At 65.0% G+C, this 21,097-nt stretch carries 15 protein-coding genes and 1 pseudogene; 7 read left to right on the forward strand and 9 right to left on the reverse strand.

The annotated features are described in order from the left end of the window. Positions 1-760 precede the first annotated feature (760 nt). The 6 genes from J3P31_RS17350 to J3P31_RS17375 all read right to left on the reverse strand — a co-directional run bounded on the left by J3P31_RS17350 (position 761) and on the right by J3P31_RS17375 (position 7,082). Positions 761-2,404, reverse strand: a complete 1,644-nt coding sequence (locus J3P31_RS17350) for a primase-helicase family protein (RefSeq protein WP_210529774.1) — start codon at positions 2,402-2,404, stop codon at positions 761-763. A gap of 83 nt (positions 2,405-2,487) precedes the next feature. Next, the gene (locus J3P31_RS17355) at positions 2,488-3,738 is read right to left on the reverse strand and encodes a bifunctional DNA primase/polymerase (protein ID WP_210529775.1); all 1,251 of its coding nucleotides are present in this window, start codon (positions 3,736-3,738) and stop codon (positions 2,488-2,490) included. Positions 3,739-4,066: 328 nt separating this feature from the next. Continuing rightward, complete coding sequence (locus J3P31_RS17360) at positions 4,067-4,564, reverse strand: hypothetical protein (protein ID WP_210529776.1); 498 nt, start codon at positions 4,562-4,564, stop codon at positions 4,067-4,069. Between the two features lie 391 nt (positions 4,565-4,955). Next, entirely contained in the window at positions 4,956-5,411 is a 456-nt protein-coding gene (locus J3P31_RS17365; protein ID WP_210529777.1) for a hypothetical protein, read from the reverse strand. Positions 5,412-6,426: 1,015 nt separating this feature from the next. Continuing rightward, positions 6,427-6,747, reverse strand: a complete 321-nt coding sequence (locus J3P31_RS17370) for a hypothetical protein (RefSeq protein WP_210529778.1) — start codon at positions 6,745-6,747, stop codon at positions 6,427-6,429. Beyond that, positions 6,744-7,082: a hypothetical protein gene (locus J3P31_RS17375; protein ID WP_210529779.1), complete on the reverse strand. Its 339-nt coding sequence runs from the start codon at positions 7,080-7,082 to the stop codon at positions 6,744-6,746. The genes J3P31_RS17370 and J3P31_RS17375 overlap by 4 nt, the downstream gene beginning before the upstream one ends. Positions 7,083-7,554: 472 nt before the next feature. On the opposite strand from J3P31_RS17375, the gene J3P31_RS17380 reads away from it, so the two are divergent. Next, positions 7,555-8,418: a GIY-YIG nuclease family protein gene (locus tag J3P31_RS17380; protein ID WP_210529780.1), complete on the forward strand. Its 864-nt coding sequence runs from the start codon at positions 7,555-7,557 to the stop codon at positions 8,416-8,418. Positions 8,419-8,450: 32 nt separating this feature from the next. On the opposite strand, the gene J3P31_RS17385 is transcribed toward J3P31_RS17380, so the two are convergent. Continuing rightward, positions 8,451-9,440 carry a tyrosine-type recombinase/integrase gene (locus J3P31_RS17385; protein ID WP_246849625.1) on the reverse strand — a complete coding sequence of 330 codons (990 nt, stop codon included), beginning with the start codon at positions 9,438-9,440 and terminating at the stop codon, positions 8,451-8,453. Between the two features lie 192 nt (positions 9,441-9,632). Next, positions 9,633-10,088 (reverse strand): annotated as a pseudogene (locus J3P31_RS21890) (Arm DNA-binding domain-containing protein); the annotation flags it as partial. A gap of 524 nt (positions 10,089-10,612) precedes the next feature. Here J3P31_RS21890 and J3P31_RS17390 point away from each other — a divergent pair. The 4 genes from J3P31_RS17390 (at position 10,613) to J3P31_RS17405 (ending at position 15,639) form a co-directional block, all read left to right on the forward strand. Beyond that, positions 10,613-11,500: a mechanosensitive ion channel family protein gene (locus tag J3P31_RS17390; protein WP_368373105.1), complete on the forward strand. Its 888-nt coding sequence runs from the start codon at positions 10,613-10,615 to the stop codon at positions 11,498-11,500. A gap of 152 nt (positions 11,501-11,652) precedes the next feature. Continuing rightward, positions 11,653-14,847, forward strand: coding sequence for a response regulator (locus J3P31_RS17395; protein WP_246849639.1), 3,195 nt, complete (start codon positions 11,653-11,655; stop codon positions 14,845-14,847). Then, positions 14,840-15,217, forward strand: a complete 378-nt coding sequence (locus tag J3P31_RS17400) for a response regulator (RefSeq protein ID WP_210529783.1) — start codon at positions 14,840-14,842, stop codon at positions 15,215-15,217. Before J3P31_RS17395 ends, J3P31_RS17400 begins: the two co-directional genes overlap by 8 nt. After that, entirely contained in the window at positions 15,214-15,639 is a 426-nt protein-coding gene (locus J3P31_RS17405) for a CBS domain-containing protein (RefSeq protein WP_210529784.1), read from the forward strand. The genes J3P31_RS17400 and J3P31_RS17405 overlap by 4 nt, the downstream gene beginning before the upstream one ends. Positions 15,640-15,649: 10 nt before the next feature. Here the strand turns inward: J3P31_RS17405 and J3P31_RS17410 are convergent, their stop codons facing one another. Beyond that, positions 15,650-16,159 carry a DUF533 domain-containing protein gene (locus J3P31_RS17410; protein WP_210529785.1) on the reverse strand — a complete coding sequence of 170 codons (510 nt, stop codon included), beginning with the start codon at positions 16,157-16,159 and terminating at the stop codon, positions 15,650-15,652. Positions 16,160-16,332: 173 nt separating this feature from the next. On the opposite strand from J3P31_RS17410, the gene J3P31_RS17415 reads away from it, so the two are divergent. Both J3P31_RS17415 and J3P31_RS17420 read left to right on the forward strand, forming a co-directional pair. Beyond that, positions 16,333-18,117: an SLC13 family permease gene (locus J3P31_RS17415; protein WP_368373106.1), complete on the forward strand. Its 1,785-nt coding sequence runs from the start codon at positions 16,333-16,335 to the stop codon at positions 18,115-18,117. 207 nt (positions 18,118-18,324) lie between these two features. After that, on the forward strand, positions 18,325-21,012 hold the full coding sequence (locus J3P31_RS17420; protein WP_210529786.1) for a PAS domain S-box protein: 2,688 nt from the start codon (positions 18,325-18,327) through the stop codon (positions 21,010-21,012). Positions 21,013-21,097: the final 85 nt, after the last annotated feature.

Consider the following 21,097-nt stretch of genomic DNA (forward strand, 5'->3'; position numbering starts at 1 on the left):
CCGAGCCGCTTCGCCGGCCACCCCAGCCGTAGCCGCCAAACCCGTCATGCATTAAGACTGAACCCGGACCACCCGATGGGGGCAGGCCATGACCTACTGGAGCCGCTGTTGAACCAGCAGGGCCTGACCGTGGACAGCGCGGTTGTCCGACAGGAACTGCCTTCAGGACGGGCGTTCGTGAGGTCTGGCGATATAAGGATCGCTTGCATTCGAGGCCACTCAGCGAGGCAAGCCGTGGTTCCTGGCGTCGTGGCCGACTTGATTGGCAAGAGGGCTGGGGGTTACCGGGGGGCTGTGCCGCGCAAGTCCGCCGCGACCGGTACAACCCTCAGGAAACTCATCGCCAGAAGAGGTTCCGTGTTTTTCCCATTGAAGGGCTCCAATCCTACTATTCTTCCATTCCTCTGAGATTACTGAGGGTGTTGAGGGAAGAGAAGAAAAGGCCAACGACTTCGGGAACTTGGACCGGAGCCTTTACCCTCAGGACTTCGGGCGACCCGCAGGATGCTCTGAGGGCGAACCGGCGGTCCTGGGCTCCGGGAAAGCGCAAGCGTCGATCCTCGACCACTGCATCACTCTACACTCCGTCAGTGCACCGGTGCCTCACGGCTTCTCTCCCTCTCTCCACGTGGTTCGCCCAACTTGCTCGCCCTAGCGGGCAGCGCGGGGTCGGCTTTGCAACGCAGAAGGCGATGGCTGCACCACCGCCTCACTGCCTGCCTACCTCACTCTACCACTGTCTCAGTGGCCAAGTGCTTCACTACTCTTCGCTTTGCTCCCCTGCGCCGAGGTCCTCGCGAGGTTCGCCAAGCGGAGCGATGCCCTGGCTCATGCCCCACTTGGCAAGCCGCTGGCGACACTCCTTAAGCGACGGGATGCGATAAACGCGGGTGCGGATGGTTACGACATCACGCTCGTCCTCACTCATGCGGGTGCAGTAGCGAAAGTTGTCAACCTGCGTGGGCCGGTAGACGTCGGCACCCAGCATCATGTCGATGGTCCGCTTCGGCGCACGGGCGTTGCCACCGTGGCGACCGGCACGAAGAGCTTGGTTCATGTGGACTGTCGCAATGTCGGTGTAGGTGTCCTCGTTCAGGACGTAAACGAAAGACTCACCGGACGCCATGTGACCGGCCACAACGCCATCCTCGATGGCCATCACGAGCGCGGCCTGCTCCCCGGTGACGGAGTGCTGGGCCTGCTCCTGCCGGGCAGCGGTCTCCGGCGCGCGGCGTAAATCGTCCCAGGCCATCCCGTAGGCGGACGGGTCCAGGGTGCGAAGCTCTTCGAACATGGCGCCGACGCCACCGGCATGCTCCATCTCGTCGACGATCTTGGCGAAGTAGCCCACGTTCTGGGCCTGCGCGTTCCCGGCCTCCAAGACGAAGTAGCGGCGTGCATCACCGCTGCGATCCGCGGGGACCAGCCATTCATCGTTCCCGATGATGCCCATGCGGATGTAGTTGGAGCGCTGCACGGCGGCGGTGTGCTTCTTGTTGATGGAGATGTCGTCCTCGGTGATGAGCGCCTTCAACTGACCGGCAGCCTTCTTGTCGCCGCTCCATGTTGCCTCTTCGGACAGCACGAACAGCTTGCCGTCCAACTGCGAGTTGAACGAGCCGACAAGATCATCACCGCGCGCGGTGGAAAAGGCGAGGTCGCCCAGCGCGCGGCGGAGATAGCGGAAGAACAGGCTCTTTCCGACGCCTTCCCGGCCACGGACTACAACGCAGGTCCCGAGCTTCCGCCCCGGGTTCTGGATGATGTCGGCGCACCACACCAGGAACCAGCCGAACTTCTTCTTGGCGTCCGCCTCGTCCCGGGCGTTGGGGCGAATGAGGTTGTCATAGACGTGCGTCTTCAGCAGGTCCCAGGACGGACCGACGTCGGCATGGACCGGGAACCCGGACCACAGGTTGTAGTAGCCGGGCCGGACTTTGCGGGCATCAGGCTCCCAGCAGGAGCCCTGGAAGGTCTGCCGGTCGTGGTTCTCCATGAAGAGCTTCACCGGGTCGATGACCCGGACCTTCTTATCCTCGTCGAGATACTTGTACCGTTGGTTGGCGAAGAGGTCGTCCATGCCTTTGCGGCTCAGCGCCATGGGCATCGAGCCGGGCTTGGGCTTGCTGTAGAAGACGCCGGGCATGTTCTCGACGACGACGAGATTGAAGCGGTTCAGCATGGAGGCGAGGACCTGCGCGCGGACCTTTTCGACGGACTTGCCGGGGATGATCCATCCGTCGGCCACGAGCTTGGGATCACAGAGCCGGTCCCAGGTTGCGGTGGAGGCCGGCGCCTTTTTCGGCGGGCCAAGAGTCTCGAAATCGACCACCTCCTCGTCCGGGTTGGGACGCGGTGCCGGGTTCTCGATGACGGTAAAGGAGTGTTTGGGTTGTTCGGTCACAGTGTAAGTCCGTGTTTGAGGAATGTATGGAAGCAGAGGAGCCCGCAGCGCAGCCGAGTTCGGCGAACCTCACGGGCCAGCAGTCAGAAGTTCTCGACCGCGTAGTCGTGGGCCCGGTTGATCTGGCGGTGCAGGTCGTCTTCGGGGCCGCCGAAATAGCGGCTGACATCACGCCCCGGACCCTTGGGCGCCGCCTTGATGGCCGCTCGCAGGAGGCCGAGGAGCTCGCCCTTGTCGGCCTTGATGCCCTCCCGGGCGAACCAGGACAGGGCGGCTTGGAACAAGACGTCGTTGAACCCGCGCTTGCCTTCGCCATCCCCGAGGAGGCTCAGCTTGCCCTCAATGCCCGAGGGCCAGTCCGTCTCGGCCCGCTCCGCCATCGCCGCCGTGTGCATCTCGCGCACCCAGGCCGGGACAGCCGCCGACTTGGCGACCTTGTCGCTGCCGCGTCCGGTGGACTTCTTCGAGGCAGCCAGCATCAGGGCGATGAGCCAGTCCGGGGCTATGGCGATGCCGACCTCCATCGGGGTCAGCAGCCACTCGTAGAAGTTCAACGTCGGGTGGATACTGGGTCCGCACATCGCGAAGCCGCCCTGGCCTCGGGCATCCAGCCCTTCGCCCATCCGGCCCGCCGAGTTGGGGACCGCGACATCGGGCGTAACCCGGAGGAAGTATTGACGGCCGCCGTCGAGCCGGCCCGTCTTCTGCATCGCCGTTTCCGGCAGCTTGCCGTTGCGCTCCTGCAATCGGGCCAGTGAGGCACGCCCACCAGGGCCGTCCTCATCGAGGACAACGATGCCGTCGCCCGTCGCGATACCGACGCCACGCGGCGCTCGAATCCAAGCCACAGGGTACTCGATGCCGTCAGCCGTCGGCGGGTAGGTGTCGCCTTTCTCCGGAATGTAGAACCGGGTCACCTTTTCCGGGTTGCGCTCCGCCCTGATCTGCCAGCCCTTGGCGCGGGCCAGCTTGCACGAGCGGCCGGTGGATCTGCCGCTGTCGTACATGCTGTGGGTGTCCACGACCCGCAGTCCGAAGTCGGCCAGGGACGCCGCCATCGCGGCGCAGCACGTCGTGTGCTTGGCCGCGTTGATCCACTCCAAGGGCCCGAACGGGTAGTCCGGATCGGCCGCCTTGTAGCGTTGGATCATGGCTGCCAATGCGTCCTCGGGCAGTTGCGCCATCACCCGGTCCAGGGCCGCTTTGCCGCGCTGCGTGTGGAACGGCGAGGTCGGCGGGCACAGGGATTTGGGAACCCGGGCCGGACGCGGCAGGGCATCCTCCGGCACAGGAAGATCGTCATCAGCCACGGGGCTGAAGCGGTTCGTCGTCATCTCGGTTGTCTCTACTTGGGGGTATGGGGACGGCAATTGCCGCCGTCCCACCAGTTAGCGGGTATGATGTCTGCCCTTCGCTGGGGGGCAAAGCGCGGGGGTCAAGGCTCCGCCGCCCCACTGGCCCGCTTACAAAGGCCAGCCAGCGAGTCGGTCGGCTCACCGATGTGTCAGATCGCCATCCGCATCCGGCTGCGGGGCATTAGGATGATAGTGACATCGACAGAAGTCCTTCGCGGCCAGTTCATCCTACGGAGCATGTTCAGCCCGATGCGCGGGACGACTCCTCATCGACGGGCTTTCTTCAACCTGCGCGAGGCACAAATCGTCACACCTGCTGCGGGGCCAAGGTGGCGATCTCAGCGAGTAGCTCCTCAAAGGACCACAGCCGGGCCCTCGAGATGAGAGTAACGCGCCAGTTGGGTCGCGGGAGCGGCACCCACAGGAGGTCCCGCACTTGCTGTCGATACACGCCCCAGATCTTGTTCCATTGCCGTCGCGTCGGATAGGGCTGTCGAAAGCAGTAGAGGGCGAACGGGCAAGGCCAGCCATCACACTCGATGATCAGGTTCACGCCTGAGACAACGACCGGGCAAACCATGGCCCGAACGCGTCCTTGTGAGTCATAGAGCCGAAGTTGGTGCAGCCGCTCGGAAGGAACGCGAGCGTCGAAGTCTTCCTCAAGGTCGACTTCGAAGGTCGGTCCGTTCCAAGCCCTCCTTATCGCCACCGGACCGCAGTCAACGCCATAGATGTGCTCCACCACATCGCGTCCTCTGGCTCGGAGGTCGGTGTCGTTGGTCAGGACCACAGAGTTCTCACTCATTGGACGATCCTCTACTATCCGCCGCCTAAGGTAGAGACTCGGCGGTGCCGTGTTGCTGGAGGCGCTCAGGCGCCTGGTGATGTCAGGTCGGTCTCACCGGTCGCCGGAGGCTCGGCGTGACGAGCATCAGCGCCATATGGCTACTCTTCATTCGACGACGTTCTCCTAGGCCCATCTCGCGCTCAGGCGAGCAGGGTCTGAGCCGACAGTAGGCTGGGTTGGCTACCCGCCGGGCGACGGATCTGCCGGCTGCAGCTCTGTCTCACATCCTCAGGCACGGCGCAAGCAGATTTTTCGTCAAGCCATTGAAAAGAATGTTAAAATTAACGACGTTGCCTCTAGGGCAGCGTCACGTTTCGTGACACGCTGCCGCAGACTGCCGCTGAGAGCCCTACGGACTGCTCCCTCCTGCGCGGGGCACGAACTCGCGCTCATCCCAGAACACATCGTCAAACGTGGCCAGTCCCGCAGGCTCCCGCTCGGAACCGGAGGGCGCATCTGTCCAGACCTGTGCACCGCGAACTTGCCGGGCCCACACGCCCGCGAGGAGGAGTCCTAGGCGCGCGACCTTCCGGCCGCCGACCACTTCGGCGAGCGTCTCGAAATCCACGCGGGCATAGCAGGCATCGCTCTGTCGGCTCACGTCCGAGAGGTACCGGTCTAAGGCGCGCTCGAGGCAGAGGAGTTCAATCGGACAAAGGCCGTCGCCCTCGCTGTGGTGAGCCAGGAGCTCCGCCCAACCTTGGCGGTGGGCTTCCACGCTGCACTTGGGCTCGCCCTGGAGCTTGAGAGCCGACCGGGTCTGTCGGAGAACGGTGGCTGGGTAGATGATGTCAGGATGATGCATAGCAATGTTCCTTGCAAATAGGGCTGGATGAAAAGGCCCACCGAAGTGGCGAGCTCTGCGGGGACCGGCGAAAGAGGGGTGAGGAGGTGGAGCTTCACGCCCCGGCTGTCACGGACGCTGCACCAGAAGGGCAGCCAGCGATCTGCCTTGAGACGTGTGAGACTAGAGGCGGACGCCATTGCAAGTGGCACAGAACCCGTCTGGTTCTTGGAGGCGGTGCATGCGTGCGAGAAGCGCCCGAACGTCGGCAATCGTAAGCGTGTCAGCCGGGCTGGCGGGCACACTCGGCTCAAGTCGAGGCGAGACTGCCAGCATACGATCCAGCCGGCCCAGAGCTGCGCTGAGGGTCTCGGCTTCGTCGGCTGCCCGGCGCACGTTCTCGGGGGCAAAAGCGAGGTCTGCCAGAGCTGTTCGCAGAGCCCGCAGAGAGGCTCTCACAATCCCGACCAGGGCGAGAACCGTGTCATTGTCGGGACAACCGCTCATGAGTGAGTTCCAGATCCTGAGCTCTGCTGCGACCCGTCACAGGAGCAAAGGTGCAGTCGCTCCAAGGCGGCCAGGATCGGATCTTCGCCTTGACTATCAGGCGCTGAGGCGGCCCGGCTCTGTAAGCGCTGGACACGGCCGAGGTGCACCGTAGTGGCCCGGCGCAGGGCTGATAGCAGGGCCGGAGAGGCTCGCACCCGCTCGCCTTCCGTCAGAGCCGCCTGGAACGCGGCCGTGGCCTCGGCCATCAAGGTCCGGATCCCAACCTCGGTGATGTCCTGGGGCTCGCCCTGAACGCCTCGGGCCAGTTGCTCTCTGATGGCAGCGACTCTCTGGCCAATCGCCGGCTCCTGCCGAACGCGATGGGCGTTGGTCTTGGCCGTGGTAGGGCTCGTGACACCCCAGACTAAGGCATAGGCACGACTGGCACTCACAGCACCCCGAGCAAGGTGCTGGCATAGCAGCTCGCGTTTTCCATCAGGATGGGGCTGGTCCGGGCTCCAATTCGTCGGAACAACTCGGCCCATCATTAAGCCTGCTTGGACTGGTGGCGGGCCTGAGTCATGCGGAGTGCGGGCGACAGGCCGTCAGCATCCGATCTGTCCCGCTCCTCAGAACCGTGCTCGATTCCAAAGATCATCCGGCCCACCTCGCTCTGCTCGGCCTCGCCGATCACCTCGGCCAGGGGCAGAGGCGTGCCGCTGGCGGTGTGATAGCGAAACGCGCCAGACTCGGCAGCAGCGGCCACGAGACGTGCCAAGGCACGATCATTCAGATCGCGGTGCTTGCGGAGGAGCGCCTTCTCAATGGTCGTGCGGGCCAGGAGCTCCCGAACCTCTAGCGGGGTCACTGCTGTGCCTCCACCCCGTCGAATAAGCGGGCTGGCTGGGCCGACCGGGCGAGCTCAGTGGCTATCTCCGGGTCTAGGCCGCCGCCCATCGCCGCATTGAGCCAGACTAGAAGCCCATCAAGAGCCAAAAGGTCGGCTCCGCGCCCGGCGGCATTCCCGCGAGGGCGAACTACATGGAGGGCAGGACGCAACACGCGCCGGGCGGCGCGCAGGTCGGATACGGTTGCGTGCAGAGCTCGGGCAATATCGGTCATGCTGACAAAAAGAGTCATCGAAGGTGGTCCATGAAAAAGATCTGAAGAAAAAGAAGCGGAGAGCTCTTCAAGGCAGTTCATTCTCAGCTTGTGACCATAATATAAATCAATCGAGTCGGAATGTCAACAAGAATGACATAGGTGGTCGAAGAAATGTCACCTTATCTCCGGATTGGATCTGGCGGTTTGCCTGGAGCGACGATTGGAATGACTCGGTGTGCACCGGAAATGTTGGAGCCAATGCAGAGGCATTTCCTTGGCTGACGCAATTGGCGGAGTCACCAGCCAACAAGCCTTGAGTTGAGATAGATGGACGTGCCAGTAGGGCGGTGTTGGGGTAATTGGGGGTCGAAAATCGACGTGGTCGCAATACTCTCAAACTGAGCTGTGATGCACTCGCCCACTTATAGAATTCCGGCAACGAAACGAGATGACCCGAACGCCGGTCGTCGGTTATCCTGCTCAGCCGTGCAATGTAGCAGCAGGACCGGTCGCCTTGGTCCCGTCGATCCCACAAACAACTGTCAACCTTATCTAATTTGGAGCGATTACTGTGTCTGAAATCTCTGCCGAAGATCTGCTGAACATCGGCTTTATCGAGCTCGGCGTCTGGATGCTTGACGGGGACAGGATCGACTACCGAGTTGAGGGAACCCAGGTTGATGGCCGGCGCGCAATCATGGAGATCCCCAACGCTCTTTACGCGTTCGCCGAGGGCAACACGGTCAGTTACATTGGTAAGACCACGCGGGGCATTCGACGGCGCTTTGCAGGCTACCGCCGCCCCGGAGCCACGCAGCGCACGAACGTACGCTGCAACGCTAAGATCAAGGAGGCCATCGGCGCTGGGCGCGTGATCCGCATCCTGGCTTTCACGCCGATCACGCAGCTCAGATACGGAGAGTTCGAGATCAACCTGGCCGCTGGTCTTGAAGACTCGCTGATACGGCTCGTCAACCCGTCCTGGAATGGCGGGGACCGAGGCGCCGCCATAACGGAAACGGCGGAGCGCGAGGCATGGGAAGATGGCGAGTCGCTCGCGGAGGAGCCGGGCAGGGACGGGACCGGTAGCCAAGACTCAATGCCTATTGCTCAGTTCCGCATCATCTTGGCCCCGACCTACTACGAGCGGGGGATCGTGAACCCCGGGGTGGAGGCCAGCCGATACCTAGGAGAGGACGGAGAGCCGGTCATCATCCACTTCTCAGATAACGCCTCGCCACTCTCGTCGTCGATCAACCGAACGGCCAACAAGTCTGGCGCGGTCCGGCTCGTGGGTAGCAATCGTCAGATCGCGGAGTGGTTCCAGCGGCACTTCCGCAGAGGCGACCCAGTGACGTGCGAGATACTTGACGCTCACACGATCAGGTTCTGTTCTCCAAAATCCAGAACGGATGAAAAAACCGAAGAGACGTGACGCGCCACCAGTCAGACAATGGCGCACTCCCCTCAACTGTCGGCATCTGAATCAGTTCGCACCCGGTCCACAGGAATCCAGTCATTTGTATCCTCACCTTCCCAGCCGTCGAACCGAGTCCGCTTAAGTGCCTCAGTCACGCTCTCATGCGACTGCTTCCTGCTCTCCTCGGCTTCTGCTTCAGCAGCCACGTCCGCACGGCTCCAGGTTTCGACCATTCCATCCGGGTAGCGCCTTCCAGCGATAGTTTCGTGAAAAGTCTGGTCCGTGACGAAGTCGGCCCACTTAGCCATGATCTGGCGACGCTGCTCCAAGAAGTCACTCCGCAGGTAGGCCCGCGTCGTCTCGTTATCGACAGAATGGGCAATACAGCGCTCGGCCATCTCCCGGTCGCACACTTTGTTCTCAAGCGCCCAGTCTACAAAGACCGACCGAACGCCATGCGGCACCATATCAAATCCGAGGTCCGCCAGCCGCTTGCGCCACGAGTCCGGGTTAATGTGACCCACGTTGCGCTTGGAACCCGGACGCCTCCCTTTCCCTGAGGCGGGGAAAACGAGTCCTGACCCATTGTCGTGCCGTCGAGCTTGCCTGAACAGGTCATTGAGTTGCCAGGAAACGGGGACACGGAAGGGTGGGTCACCCGTGACACGTCCCTTCATACGTTCCGGCGGAACAAGCCACACGTCCTCCGTCATCTCACCCCAGCGAGCTGGAGCGACACTACCGGTTCGCAACGCGGTCAAGACTACCACTTTCAGGCCAAGGTCGGCAGCGGAAACTCCTAGGGCTGCATAAACGGCCGGCATCTGCTGCCAAGGCAGGGCCCGTTGAGGTTGTACCCTGTGACCCTGACCACCAAGCTGGACCTTGGCCAACTCGACGATTTCTATCGGGACTGAAGGATCCACCGCTCGGGCGTGCTTGAGGATACGTTCCAGACGCAAGAGCGCCTTTCGCGCCTGCTCAGGCCGCGCCCCCTCACGCCCGCTCACCCAGTCTGGCTTGAGCGCATCAACCACGTCTCGGACGGTCAGTTCCCGGACTGGCTTATTCTCCAACCTGCCAAAGAAGTGGATCCGAATTGGTGCAATCCAGTCATCCGGTCGCAGGGTCTCCTTCAGGGAAGTCCGTGCCGTCTCAAACGCGGCAAGAGCGGCCTCTCGCAGGGTAGGGTGGCACTTCCGTGCGGCGACCCTTCCGTCCCGACGCTCCGCGACAGGGTCAATCCCTTCGGCCACCTTGCGACGTAGTTCGGCTGCCTTGGCCTTAGCTGCCTTAACGCCTACAGCGGGAAAGGAGCCCAAGCCAGTGTTCTTCCGCTTCCCGTCCCGCTGCCAACGGAACACCCAGGACGCGCGTCCAGTCCGCCCAACGCGGATCGTGAGATTGCTGTCTACATTATGCTCGCCGGGAGCAAGTTCGCGGATCGCTGCATCAGTACGTGGGTAGGGGGCCTGCACGCGGCGCATCGCAGCCGCTACTTTCGCCGCCTCGCGCCCTGCGGCACCCGACCGAGAGGTTCGGGGCTGAGGTACGACTCCCGCTGGAGCTGGGCCAGATTTTGGGCCACTAGGTATCGTGATGCCCTTTCCTCGTCTCGATACGAACACCGGCTGCGCCAGCAGGCCGTAGCAGAAAGGACAGCGTTCTTCATGGCTTGTCATCATAACATCACTTCACAACATCGGCATCGCGGAAGCGCTGGGCCTACACGTTGTGCATCATTCGTCTGTCGGGTGCGCCATAACTCCGGACGTCGCTGGGATGCGGCTCGGATTATGTGACCCAGATCGTCCGACAAACCTGCAGCGGGCCGGCAAATTGTCGGGCCTACGTCAGGATCGGTCAGCGATCACGGGCGATCTGAGACCATTTGCGATCCGGCGCTTTCGCATCGCAACCCTCACCAGATAAGCGTGGCGACCTCCCCGGGTGAGGAGCCGTCACGCTCGAGCCAGGTCCCGGCTGATATAGGCAGGGCGACTTCGAACTGTCAGCGCGGATCGGCACGTTCTGTTCAGCGTCCCGTCGCTGCCGTCGGCATCTGGAAAGCACCAGCGCCGCTGGTCACGTCAATAGGGTGCCCTCAGGGGCGGCTTACCGCGTGCAGCATCAGGGAACCCAATCCGGTCTGCGCGCTTGGATGGGCTGTCGACTACCGCACCCGACTTGCCTTAGTGGAGACGTCCTCGTGGAGGCCCTGCAACCTCTGGCCGTGATGCGCGATCAGCTCCTTGGTCTCGCGGCATCGTTCTTTGCGCTGATCCCGAACCTGCTCCTTGGCATCGTCGCGCTCGTGGTCACCTGGGGCGCCGCTCGGCTGTCCGTCCGGCTTGTGGATCGGTTCCTGGTTCACGAGCACGCGCGGGTCTCGCTTCGTGCGGCAGCGGCGACCCTGACGCGCACAGGGGCCTGGACGCTCGGCCTGCTCATCGCGGCGACGCTGATCTTTCCGAACCTCACGCCGACCAAGCTGCTTGCGGGCCTCGGCCTCGGCACCATCGCGATCGGCCTGGCCTTCCAAGACATCTTCGAGAACTTCCTGGCGGGTCTTCTCATCCTGCTGCGCGAACCCATGCAGATCGGGGACGACATCGAGTGTCAGGACGTTCGCGGGCGCGTCGAGGAGATCACGATCCGCGACAGCTACATTCGCCAGCGCTCGGGCGAACTGATCCTGGTGCCGAACTCGTTCCTCTACAAGAACCCTGTCCGGGTGCTGACGGACAAGCCGCAGCGCCGGATCGAGCTCGTGGTCGGGGTTGGATACGGAGAGGACGTCGCACGCGCGCGGGAGGTCATCCGGAGCGCCTTCGCCGGTCTGAAGACGCCGGACCAGACCCACGACATCGACGTTTTCGCCAGCAGCTTCAGCGAATCGTCGATCGACTTCATCGTGCGGTGGTGGGCAGGCTCCACACCGGTCGAAGAGTTGCGGTCGCGCGACGAAGTGGCCGAAGCGGTCAAGTCCGCTCTGGACCAGGCGGGCATAGAGATTCCATTCCCGTACCGGACGCTGACGTTCAAGGATCCGCTTCGCGTGCGGCAGGACCCGGACACGCCCGAAGCCCCGTCCTGACAGGCTTCGGGTCTGCCGCGACGGCAGCGTGGCCTGCGTGGAACGACCGCTTCCATCCCGAGTTTAGACGCTTGGCGACCTCTCCCCCCGGGTCGCGATCCAGGTCCGGAGAAGGATACGTGAGCAGGTCCGAAACGCCGACCGTCGACGACATGGACCAGACCGTCACATCCAGTCTCGACGCCCTTGGCTTTGGCGTGTGTCGCGTCGATCGATCTGGCCGCTGCATTCATATAAACCCGGCGGGCCTAGCCTTGCTGGGGTTCGAACCCGAGGATCTGCGCGGCCGCAGCTTCGCCAATCTAGTTCTTCGCGCCGACCCGCAATCCACCGGCACGTCCGATCTGGCGTCCTTGCTGCGCGCCATGCGGGCCGATGTACGGGCCCTGCCGCATTCGACAGAGATCCTGTGGCGCCGGGACGGAAGCTCCTTTCCCGCAGCCTGTTCGTTCTGGCCGATCAGGACCGAGGACCCGGTCGGAGGCGGTGTCGTCACATTCGTCGATGCCGGTCACCAGGGGGCCGCGCAGGATCGGCTGACCCTGCAGGTGGCCGTCAATCGCATCCTGGCCGGCATGGACGAGCCGGAGGACGTGCTGCCCCGACTGCTTTCGGCCCTGTGCCAAGGTCTTGGCTGTCGCGCCGGGGTGTTCTGGAACCTGAGCCATCGCGAGCGCCGGCTGAACGTCGAAGCCACATGGCCGGCCGTCGACGATCCAGATGGTCGATCCGTTCAGCAACTGGATGGCCGGACGCTCGGACGGGGACAGGGCGTTCCGGGCCGGGCCTGGGAATCCGGGGAGGTCGTGTCTCAGGGCGGGGAGGCTTGCCCGGGCTCGACCGATCGGGATGACCCCGCCGTCGGGTTTGAATTCGCCTTGGCCATTCCGGCCCGCGTCGGTCGCCGGATCCTGGGTGTGGTGGAGCTTCTCGCGGACGCTCCCGTGGCCCTGGACGACGACCTTCGGCAAAGCGCGACGGCCATCGGGCAGCAGATCGGACAGTATCTGAGGCGCAAGCGGGTCGAAGAATCGCTGCGCCAGCGCGAGGAAGAGTTTCGGGCCTTCGCCGAGAACCTGCCCCAGCTCACCTGGATGGCCGATGCGACCGGGGCCATGGAGTGGTTCAACCGGCGCTGGTACGATTACACCGGCACGCTGCCCGAGGACGTGCTGGGCTGGGGATGGCGGTCGGTCCAGCATCCCGATCACGTCGCCCGCATCGAAGCGACCTACCGGGCCTCGATCGACGCCGGGATGGTGTGGGAGGAGACGTTCCCGCTGCGCGGCAAGGATGGGCGCTATCGGTGGTTCCTGTCGCGGGCGGTCCCTTTGCTGGATGACGAAGGCCGAATCGAGCGGTGGTTCGGCACGAACACCGACATCACCGGGCAACGCCGGGCCGAGGCGCGGGCCATCGCGGCCGAGCGACGTTTGCGGTTCGCGCTCCAGGTGGCCCGGGTCGGATCCTGGAGCTGGGCCTTCGACGAGGACGCGATCGAGGCCGACGAAGGGTTTCGGTCGCTTCTGGACCTGCCGGCCGGCGAGGCCCGGCTCTCCCCCAAGGAGTTCCTGGACCATATCCATCCCGAGGACCTGCCTGCCGTGATCGCGACCCTGGACGGCGCGCGGGACAGCCAGGGGGAGTTCGACCTCGAATTCCGGATCGTCACCGACGCCGGGGAGGTGCGCTGGGCCGTTGCCCGCGGCGTTGTGGAGCGCCGGTCCTTTGCGCGCGGCGTCCACGCGCTCGGCATCATCTGGGACCTGACCGAAAGGAAGCGGCACGAGGAGGACCTTGCCGCCGCCAAGAACGCCGCGGAGGAGGCCAATCGCGCCAAGAGCCAGTTCATCGCCAATATGAGCCACGAGCTGCGCACGCCCCTGAGCGCGATCATTGGCTATGCCGAATTGCTGGAGGAAGAAGCCGAGGATCTTGGCCCCGCCGGTGAATCGTTCGCCGATGACCTGGCCAAGATCGAGGGCAGCGCCCGACACCTCCTGTCGCTCATCAATGGGGTGCTCGACCTGTCCAAGATCGAAGCCGGCAAGATGGAGGTGGACCTCGAGACCTTCGAGGTCGCTCCTCTTGTGCTGGAGGTCTGCGACACCGTCGCGCCCCTTATGGCGAAGAAGGCGACCCGGTTCGTCCAGGACCTGCCGCCCGGCCTGGGCTCGATGAGGTCGGACGCGGTGAAGATCAGGCAATGCCTGTTCAACCTGCTGTCGAACGCCGCCAAGTTCGCCGAAGGCGGCGACGTCACACTGGCCGTCCGGCGCGACTCTGACCAGATCGCGTTCGAGGTGACGGACACCGGGATCGGCATGACGCCGGATCAGCAGGCCCGCCTGTTCCAGCGTTTCACCCAGGCGGACGTCTCCACGACCCGGCGGTTCGGGGGCACGGGGCTTGGGCTCGCGCTCACGAAGGCCTTCGCCGACATGCTTGAGGGGACGGTTCAGGTTCGGAGCGAGGAGGGGCAGGGCACCACCTTCACCCTGTCGCTCCCCATCGCCCCGCGGCACTCGGGAGAGCGCGGTCCTGTGCCGGAGAGCCAAGCACCCGACGGCAACGAACAGGTGCTGGTCATCGACGACGACCCACATATGCGGGATCTCCTGACCCGCTTCCTGGCCCGGGACGGGCTGAGCGTCGTTGCGGTCGCCGATGGCGAGACGGGCCTGGCCCGTGCACGAGAGATGCGCCCGTCGGCCATCCTGCTGGATGTGATGATGCCGCGCATGGATGGCTGGGCGGTACTGGCGGCCCTGAAGGCGGACGAGATGCTGGCCGACATCCCCGTCATCATGATCTCCATGGTGCGGGAAAAGGGGCTGGCCTACTCGCTCGGGGCGGCCGACTACCTGACCAAGCCGATCGACTGGCAGCGCCTCAAGAGCGTCGTCGACCGGCATCGTTGCCAGGCAGCCCCGGGGCTGGCCCTTGTGGTCGAGAGCGACGCGACCACGCGCGAGGAGCTCGCAATGCTCCTCCAGGGCGAGGGCTGGCGCGTCTCGGAGACGGCCGACGCCGGTGCCGCCCTGTCCCGTCTTCGGCAGGACGGGGCAGACCTGATCCTCGTCAACGTTGAGATGCCGGAGGTCGGCGCCTTCGACCTCCTGCGCGACTTGCGTCGGACCCCGGATTGGCGGCACATCCCGGTGATCGGCCTGACGGAAGGCGGTCTCGATCCCGGTGAGCGGGCGCGGCTGCGGGATCAGGTCAGGCAAGTGGTTCGCATCGGGGAAGACAGCCTCGACGACCTCTTGGCCGAGATCCAGCGCATCTCCGTCGATCGGGCTTCAGGCCGGTCCGGCGGCAACCTTGGGGGACCGGGACATGGCTAGGCTGCTGCTTGTCGAAGATACCGAGGAGATCTGGGACTTCCTGTCGCGTCGGCTGGCTCGGCGCGGCCACGAGATCCTCCTGGCCCATGATGGCGAAGGGGGCGTCCGGATGGCCCGCGCCGAACGGCCCGAGGTGATCCTGCTCGACATGAACCTGCCGGTCATGGACGGCTGGACCGTCGCCCGAACGCTCAAGGGGGATCCGCAAACCTCGGTCATCCCGATCATCGCCTTGACCGCGCATGCGCTGTCCGGGGATCGCGAGAAGATCCTGGCCGCCGGATGCGACGACTATCACGCCAAGCCAGTCGACTTCTCCCGACTCCTATCGCAGATCGACGCCGCGCTCGGGACGGGAGCCGCCGCATGAGGGTTGGTGACATCATGAGCCGCTATGTCGAGTTCATCCCTGCCGACGCCCGGGCGTCGGAGGCCGCTGAACTCATGGGGGATCTCGACGTGGGCGCCTTGCCGGTCGGCAGCGCGGACAACCTTGAAGGCATCGTGACGGATCGGGACATCCTGTACCGCGTCGTCGCCAAGGGCCTGAGCGGAGCGGACGTTCCGGTCAGCGCGATCCTGTCGCGTCCCGTCATCGGCTGTGGCGCGGAGGACTCGCTCCAGGCTGCGATGGACGTCATGGCCGCCCACCACATCCGACGGCTCGCCGTGCGCGAGACCGGGGGGCGGGTGATCGGCTGGGTCACGATGGCGGACCTGGCCCGCCATCTCCTCGTGGAAAGCAGCCCGTTTCAGGAACTGCTGCGGGAGGTCACCGAGCCGCCCCGCTGACCGGGCCGAATCAGCTCCGGTAACGTCGGTCCAGGCTCCCCGCGACGTCCGCCGCGAGGCCAAGCCGTGCGGCCATATACGTCAGGAAGGCCTGGTTCGCTGGACCGCGACGATTGATCGCCAAGAGAGCGGCGGCATAAGCGTGGGTGGCGAGCCCCATTCTCTGGACCTCGGCCAAGAGCGCGGCCAGGTTCTGCAATTCACCCAACGCCGTGTCGAGCCACTCGGCCTCGGCTGCGCCCGCTCCGACCCGTTGGAGGGCGAGCTGGATCTGACGGCTTTCCCGCAGATCGACCTGTCCGTCCGCCTGGGCCGCAGCCGCCATGATGCGAAGAAGCAGATGACCTTCGTCGGAGGAGAGGGCCTGGAAATTCAGGGTGTGGGGAACCAGGATCTGGTGGCGGTTGGCAAGCCAGCCGTCCAGGAGCTTTGTGCCAAGCGCGACCTCCAAGGCACGGCCCGGCTCAACGCCGACGTGACCCCGGGACGGCGCTGCCGCCTCCTGGGCAAGGCTCTCCAAGGCCTTCGCCTGGCCATCTCGGTCGCGAACCGACCCAAAAAGCTTTCCGATCAGATCGAATCCCGTCATGCCTCGCCTAACTATCCTGCACCTCAGGCTTGTGGGAACCGATCACGCCGACGCCCGGTTCCGGTCACCCCTGACCTGTTCCCCATCATGGAGACGCCGCCCTCGTGACCTTGGACCAAATGCTCGCCTTCGGCCTCATGGCCACGACCATCGGCCTCTTCATATTGGGGCGGCTGCCCTACGACCTCGTGGCGGTCCTGGCGCTCGTGGTGGGGGTCCTGATCGGCATCATCCCGGCCGATGAGGCGTTCTCGGGATTCGGGGACGACGTCGTCATCATCGTGGCCACAGCCCTGCTGGTCTCGGCGGCCATCGCGCGGTCCGGGGCTGTGGAAACGGCGATGCGGCCACTTCTGGCGCATCTGCGCCGCCCGCAGGCTCAGGTTCCGGTGCTCGTGGGCGCCGTGACCGTGCTTTCGATGGTCACCAAGAACGTCGGCGCGCTGGCCATGCTGATGCCGGTCGCCACGCAACTGTCCCGTCGGACGGGAACGTCCCTTTCATACCTCCTGATGCCGATGTCCTTCGGGTCGCTGATCGGCGGCGTGGTGACGCTGGTCGGAACCTCGCCGAACATCCTGGTGTCCAAGGTACGCGAGGACATCACCGGCGAGCCGTTCGGGATGTTCGACTACACTCCCGTTGGAATCGTCATCGCCTTGACCGGGGTGGTCTTCCTGTCCTTCGCCTATCGCATCCTGCCGGGGGACCGACGCGCCGCCAGCGGCTCCATGGCCGCCGCCTTCACCATCGAGGAATACTCGACCGAAGCCCGCGTCCCGGAGGGCACTCCGTTCGTCGGCCGTCCGGTCTCCGACCTCGAGGTGATGGGGGAAGGCCGGGTCCGTGTGACCACCGTGATCCGCGAAAGGTTCCGGCGCTATTCCCCGCGTCCCGACTGGACCCTGCGCGCGGGGGACGTCCTGCTCCTCAGCGGAGAGCCCGAGGACCTGGAGCGCGTCGTCGCCCGGGCCCGGCTCCGCCTCGCGGGGGAGGAGGTCGCCGAAGCCGAGGAGGCCGAAGGCGATGATGCCGTCGCCGAGGGCGTCGTGACGGCGGACTCTCCTCTTGTCGGCGCGACTCCGGCCGAGGCGCAACTCCGGCGCAAGCATGGCCTGGGCCTGCTCGCCGTAAGTCGCAGCGGCCAACGCCTGAACCGACGCTTGCGGCGGCTTCGCCTGGAGGTGGGCGACGTGCTCATCCTCAAGGCGCCCCGTCACCGGCTGGGGGAATCGCTGGGCGCGCTCCGCATCCTGCCGCTGAGCGAACGCGACGTCGCCCTTGGAAGCCGCAAGCGGAGCTGGCTCCCCATCCTTATCCTCGCGGTCGCCATGGCGCTGGTCGCGGCCCACCTCGTTCCCGTTGCCATCGCCTTCGCCGGGGCCGCTGGGGCCATGATGCTGTTGCGCATCCTGTCGATGGAGGAAGCCTACCAATCGATCGAATGGTCGGTCATCGTCCTTCTGGCCGCGCTCATCCCCGTCAGCAACGCCATCCAGGCAACCGGCGGCACCGATCTGATCGCCGCGGGTCTCGAACGGGCCGCCGGGCCGCTTCCTCCCATCGCCGCGCTGGCCCTGGTGATCGTCCTGGCCATGGCCGTGACGCCCTTCCTCAACAACGCCGCGACTGTTCTGGTGATGGCCCCCATCGCAGCCAACCTCGCGGAGCGCCTTCAGCTCAATCCGGATCCCTTCCTGATGGGGGTGGCCGTCGGGGCAGCCTGCGACTTCCTCACCCCCATCGGTCACCAATGCAACACGCTGGTCATGGGGCCGGGCGGCTACCACTTCGGCGACTACTGGCGGCTTGGGCTGCCGCTGTCGATCCTTGTGGTCATCGTGGGGACGGTCCTGATCTCCGCCGTCTGGGGCCTGAACCCCGTCTGAGCCTTCGGCGTCCGACCTGCGGCCAAGGCCTTGTGCCTCGCCCTGCCTGGACGCCGTCAGCCTCACGGTGTCCAAACGGCCACTGGGCTTCACTCACGAAAACGTGTGAATGGGAATGGAACCAAACCGGGCTTCCTCTCACGCGATTGTCGCTCAATCACGACGTGTGTGCTAAAGAGGTGTCGCGTTATCTGGTTGAGAGTGCCGATGCGACAGTTGTCTTGGGTCGGGTTGCCGGCGCTTCTCGGTCTTGCCGTGCTGGGCGGCGCGGCATTCCAGTCGGGGCTCAGGGCGGACGCCGATCGCGCCGCAGCCGAGTCGAGGGCCCGCCACCATGTGGAAGTGCTGGTGGAGTCCCAGCGGGTGCTGTCGGCCCTTCAGGACGCGGAGACGGGGCAACGGGGATACCTGCTGACCGGCGATCCGGTCTACCTCGGCCCTTATATCGACGGCCGGGATCAGTTGACCCGCCATATGGGACAGCTCCGGGACCTGACGGTCGGCAACGTCGTTCAAAGCCTCCATCTGGGCGAACTGGTGGACATCACCGAGCGCCGCGTCGACCTGCTGGTCCGAACGCTGGATCTGGCGCAGCAGGGCGACCGCGAGGCCGCCATCGACCTCGTGAACACCGACCTGGGCCGCGCGGCCATGGACGAGGCACGGACCGTCATCGGCGACATGATCTCGGAAGAGGAACGTGTCCTGGCGGCCCGTTCCCAGGATGCGGCGATCGCGGCGCAGCACAGCATCCGGCTGTTCTATGCCGCCGGCTTGGCTGGTCTCGCGCTCATTCTGCTGGCGGCGATGCTCGGCGTTCGGGCCGTCAAGGCCGAGACGCGGGCGCGGGGGATGCAGGCTCTCGCCCGCAGCGAGGCGGAGCGGCTGACCTCCGTTTCGCGGCTTGAGGCCATCGTCGACACCGCGGTGGACGCGATCGTCGTCATCGATGAGCGGGGAATGGTTCAATCCTTCAACCCGGCGGCGGTGCAGATCTTCGGCTATCAGCCCGAGGAGGTCATCGGGAGGAATCTCCGCCTGCTGATGCCGCCCGGCAACGCCGAAAAGCACGACGGGTTCATGTCCAACTATCTTCACACCGGGCAGAAGAAGATCATCGGCATCGGGCGGGAGGTCGAGGGGCTGCGCAGCGACGGGACTCCAGTGTCGCTCGACCTGTCGATTTCCGAATGGAAGGACGCCAACGGACAGCGCTTCTTCACCGGCGTCATGCGCGACATCTCCCTCCGCCGCCGCGCCGAGGACCGCCTACAGGAGAGCGAGACCCGCTTCCGCCAGCTCGCCGAGACGATCGACGACACGTTCTACATCCTGGAGCCCGATGAGGGACATGTCAGCTACATCAGCCCAGCCTACGAGCGGATCATGGGTCGCGGGGCCGAGAGTTTCCTGCACGATGGCTCCGACCTCCTTCAGGCAGTTCACCCCGAGGATCGCGCCGACGTGGCCCAGGAGATGGTCCGCCAGTTCCAGGGCGATGACAGCGATCACGAATTCCGGGTCGTCCACAGCGACGGATCGGTTCGACATGTCCGCAACCGTGTCTTCCGGACGACGCATCCCAGGACGGGCCAGCGACGTGTCGTGGGGGTCATGACCGACGTGACCGACCGCCGGGCCGCCGAGAACGCCCTCCGGCAACTCAACGAGACCTTGGAAGACAAGGTCGCGACGGCCGTCGCGGAGCGGGAAGCCGCGGCCGCCCAGCTCCATGAGATGCAGAAGCTCGACACCATCGGCCAACTCACGGGTGGAGTTGCGCATGACTTCAACAATCTCCTGACGCCCATCGTCGGATCGCTCGAGCGCGCGCAGAAGAAGCTGGCTGGTGACGAACGGACGCTCCGGCTGATCGGAGGAGGCCTCGAGGCGGCCGAGCGCGCCCGGGTGCTCGTCAGCCGCCTGCTGGCCTTTGCGCGCCGTGCGCACCTGGAGGCCCGGCCAGTCGACATCGCCGGGCTCGTCCATGGGATGACCGACCTGATCCAACGTTCGATCGGGCCGCAGATCACGGTCGTCTTCAACGCGGAGGCCGACCTTCCCGCCGCCCGCGTCGATCCCAACCAGCTTGAGCTCGCCCTCCTGAACCTTGCCGTGAATGCCCGCGACGCGATGCCGTCGGGCGGGCTCCTGACCATCGCGGCCAGCCATGAGATCGTGGGGGGCCGCCATCCGACCGAACTGCCCCCAGGGTGCTATCTGCGCCTGTCCGTCACGGACACGGGGGCCGGCATGGAGGCCGAAACGCTTCGCCGCTGCATCGAGCCCTTCTATTCCACCAAGGGGGTCGGGCGCGGCACGGGCCTGGGGCTGTCGATGGTGCATGGCCTTGCGGCGCAATCGGGGGGACGGCTCATGATTGCCTCGACCCCCGGCATGGGCACGCGCACCGAGATCTGGCTGCCACGCTCCGAGGAGGCTGCCGCTCGTACCGTCGTCGAACCGCCCAGCGTCGTGCCGGCCGCCTTCGCCGCCCACGTGCTGCTGGTGGATGACGAGGAACTCGTCCGGGTTGGCACGGCGGACATGCTCCGGGATCTGGGGTACCATGTGACCGAAGCTCGAACGGCCTTCGACGCGCTGAAGCTCCTGAGCGACGGACTGGAGCCCGATCTTCTGGTCACCGATCATCTTATGCCCGGGATGACGGGAATGGAACTGGCCAGCCAGATCCGCCGCGACCGGCCCCGGCTTCCGGTTCTCCTGATCACCGGATATGCGGAGGTGGCGCAAAGCGCGATCGGCGGCGTGCCAAGGCTGGCGAAACCGTTCCGGCAGGCCGATCTGTCGTCCCGAGTTGCGGGGCTGCTCGACACAGGTAAGGTCGTGGGATTCGCCGCTGCAGCCAGCCTCAAGGCCGCTGACGGTGCCTGATGGCCTTTCGCCGGCACGGCCCCTAGGGGGCCAATCAGTCCGCGCGTTCACTGGCCTGTTCCTGACCTTGCGGTCGTGGGCCAAG

It is taken from the genome of Rubellimicrobium arenae (genome assembly GCF_017916275.1).
GTDB classification, from domain to species: Bacteria; Pseudomonadota; Alphaproteobacteria; order Rhodobacterales; family Rhodobacteraceae; genus Rubellimicrobium; species Rubellimicrobium arenae.